Here is a 2,469-nt window from a genome sequence, read left to right as displayed (position 1 = left end):
GAAGACTGGGACACCGTCAAGGCGCTGTCGAAGCGCATCGTCGAGCACCTGGCCGAGGTCATCCCGGATCGCTTCGTCGCCAAGAGCGGGCCGAAGAACCGCGTCGGGAAGATCTTCGTCGACTACCTGCGCAACGGCTTCGGCGCGACGACCGTGTGCGCCTGGTCGCTGCGGGCCCGGCCCGGCCTGGGCGTGTCGGTGCCGTGCGCGTGGGACGAGCTGAAGGCCGTGACGGCCGGCGACCACTGGAAGCTCGGCAGCGTGCACGAGCGTATCGAGGAGCGCGTCGACCCGTGGGCCGACTACGCGAAGACGAAGCAGACGCTCGCCAGGGCGATGAAGGCGCTCGCCTTCGCGCGCCCGTGAGCGCTGCGCTCGCGGCGCCGGCTCAGATCGCGCCGACGCTCCCCGTCACCGGCAGTACGATGCCGGTGATGTAGCCCGAGCACACCGGCGCGGCCAGGAACACGTAGGCCGGCGACAGCTCCTCGGGCTGGGCTGCGCGCTTCATGTCGCTGTCCTGGCCGAACGCGGCCACCTTGTCGGCCGGCGAGTCGGCCGGGTTGAGCGGCGTCCACACCGGGCCCGGCGCGACCGCGTTGACGCGGATGCCCCTGTCGATGACGTTCTGCGCCAGCGACTTGGTGAAGGCGTGGATCGCTCCCTTGGTCGCCGAGTAGTCGAGCAGCCGGGCGCTGCCGCGCAGGCCGACGACCGAGCCGGTGTTGATGATCGACGCGCCCTCCTTCAGGTGCGGCTGGGCGGCGCGCGCCATGTGGAAGTAGCCGTAGATGTTGGTGCGGAAGGTCTCGTCGAGGCGCTCCTCGGTGATGTCCTCGATCGACGAGGCGTGCTCCTGGAAGGCGGCGTTGTTCACCAGCACGTCGAGCTTGCCGAAGGTGCGCACCGTCTCGGCGACGATGCGGTCGCAGACCGCCCGGTCCTTCACGTCGCCTGGCATCAGCAGGCAGCGTCGGCCCTCGGCCTCGATGCACTGCTTCGTCTTCTCGGCGTCCTCGTGCTCGTCGAGGTAGGCCACGGTCACGTCGGCGCCCTCGCGTGCGAACAGCACGGCGACGGCACGGCCGATGCCGGAGTCGGCGCCGGTGACGATGGCGGTCATGCCCTCGAGCTTGCCGCTGCCCTTGTAGTCGGGCGCCATGAACTGCGGCTTGAGCTCGAGTTCGGCCTCGCTGCCCGGCTTCTGCTGATGCTGCGCGGGCAGCTTCTCGGGCTGCGCGCGGGCACCGGCCTGGACGGCGCCTTCGTCCCCGCCGCCTTTGCCGTCCGTCTTCCTGCTCTCGTCTTTCGCATCCTGCTCCTGCTGGATGCGAATCTGCTTGCTGACGGCCTCTTCGGTGTCGTTCATGTCTCGGTGCTGGTGGGCGGGCGAATTCGCCGTGCACGGTCCGGCAAGCCGAATGCCCGCGCGGCATGCGGATTGCTTCAACACGGCATGGCCACCTCCCCCAAACCCACGCCCGAAAGCACCACCCGCTCCGCGAAGGACGGCGAGGCCGTGCCGCGCATGCCGCACGAGCGCGACGAGTCGAGCGACAGCGGTCGCAGCGCGCCGCGCGACATCATGAAACAGGCCCAGAAGGACGCGGAGAGCGGCAAGGTGGACACCAGCCGTTCCGAAGCAACCGACAAAGCCTACGCGGACAACCTGCGCGGCGCAAAAGGCGACACGCCCGGGGCCTAGTAATCGCGGGGGGTCGCAGGCACGCTGCTTGCCCCCGACGACAACCTTCATTCACCCTACCCAACCTATCGAGGGACCTTCGTGGACAAGAGCAGTGCGGTCCTTCAATCGGCAGCTTCGCGCGCCATCCCCGGCCAGGCCGGTTTCGATACCCTGATCGTCGGTGCCGGCTTTGCCGGCAGCGTGCTCGCCGAGCGCCTGGCGACCCAGCTGAACCAGCGGGTGCTCATCATCGACAAGCGGCCGCACATCGGCGGCAACGCCTACGACCGGCACGACGACGCCGGCATCCTGATCCACCCGTACGGCCCGCACATCTTCCACACGAATTCGGCCGACATCTTCGACTACCTGTCGCAGTTCACCGAGTGGCGCCCGTACCAGCACCGCGTGCTGGCCAGCGTCGACGGCAAGAACGTGCCGATCCCGATCAACCTCGACACCGTCAACAGCCTGTACGGCCTGAGCCTCACCTCCTTCGAGATGGAGAAGTGGTTCGAGTCGGTGGCCGAGAAGAAGGACAAGATCCTCACCTCGGAGGACGTCGTCGTCAGCAAGGTCGGCCGCGACCTGTACAACAAGTTCTTCCGCAACTACACGCGAAAGCAGTGGGGGCTCGACCCGTCCGAGCTCGACGCGAGCGTGACGGCGCGCGTGCCAACGCGCACCAACCGCGACGACCGCTACTTCGCCGACACCTTCCAGGCGATGCCGAAGAACGGCTACACGCGCATGTTCGAGAAGATGCTCTCGCATCCGAACAT

The 2,469-nt window shown here is 67.9% G+C and carries 4 protein-coding genes; 3 read left to right on the top strand and 1 reads right to left on the bottom strand.

Annotated elements, in window-relative coordinates; translation table 11 throughout:
• The coding region (gene ligD / locus AC30N0_RS10000; RefSeq protein ID WP_489517770.1) for a non-homologous end-joining DNA ligase LigD at positions 1-366 on the top strand (366 nt) is incomplete at its 5' end.
• A 22-nt stretch (positions 367-388) separates the two neighbouring features.
• Here ligD and AC30N0_RS09995 read toward each other — a convergent pair.
• Entirely contained in the window at positions 389-1,225 is an 837-nt protein-coding gene (locus tag AC30N0_RS09995; protein WP_489517772.1) for an SDR family oxidoreductase, read from the bottom strand.
• On the opposite strand from AC30N0_RS09995, the gene AC30N0_RS09990 reads away from it, so the two are divergent.
• Positions 1,211-1,705, top strand: a complete 495-nt coding sequence (locus tag AC30N0_RS09990; protein WP_489517773.1) for a hypothetical protein — start codon at positions 1,211-1,213, stop codon at positions 1,703-1,705. The genes AC30N0_RS09995 and AC30N0_RS09990 overlap by 15 nt on opposite strands.
• Before the next feature lie 126 nt (positions 1,706-1,831).
• A partial coding sequence (locus AC30N0_RS09985) for a UDP-galactopyranose mutase (RefSeq protein ID WP_489517771.1) occupies positions 1,832-2,469 on the top strand: 638 nt, incomplete at its 3' end.

Source organism: Rhizobacter sp., assembly GCF_031412495.1.
Taxonomy (GTDB): Bacteria; Pseudomonadota; Gammaproteobacteria; order Burkholderiales; family Burkholderiaceae_C; genus Schlegelella_A.
This window is presented reverse-complemented; position numbering and strand designations above follow the sequence as displayed.

Coding starts and splice junctions, on each gene's coding strand:
- AC30N0_RS09990 (WP_489517773.1), top strand. CDS start 1,211: ATGCTGCGCGGGCAGCTTCTCGGGCTGCGCGCGGGCACCGGCCTGGAC.